This window comes from Neisseria sp. P0001.S005, from assembly GCF_051963715.1.
In genome coordinates this window covers 1-356 of record NZ_JBQCTZ010000802.1, presented here as the reverse complement: position 1 = coordinate 356, position 356 = coordinate 1, and the positions used below count along the sequence as shown (strand labels likewise).

Annotated in this window: 1 protein-coding gene; it reads left to right on the top strand. The window is 50.6% G+C overall.

The window, feature by feature from the left end; translation table 11 throughout:
- A partial coding sequence (locus tag ACTHSP_RS22965) for a cytochrome-c peroxidase (RefSeq protein ID WP_440347122.1) occupies positions 1-356 on the top strand: 356 nt, incomplete at both ends.

Sequence of the window (356 nt, the reverse complement as noted above, 5' to 3'; positions counted from 1 at the left end):
CCGACCCGTTGGGACGACTACCTGAAAGGCAACGTATCTGCCCTGAGCGAACAAGAACGCAAAGGCGTACGCGCATTTATGGACAACGGCTGTATCGCTTGTCACAGCGGCGTCAACTTGGGCGGTGCCATGTTCCAAAAATTCGGTTTGGTGGATGGTCCTTACTGGAAACACATTGACGATCCTAAACACGACAAAGGCCGTGCGGACGTAACCAAAAAAGCCGAAGACGAATTCTTCTTCCGTGTTCCCGGCTTGAGAAACGTTGAACGTACCTATCCATACTTCCACAACGGCAGCGTTTGGGAATTGGATAAAGCCGTCAACATCATGGCGAAAGCTCAATTGGGTAAAAC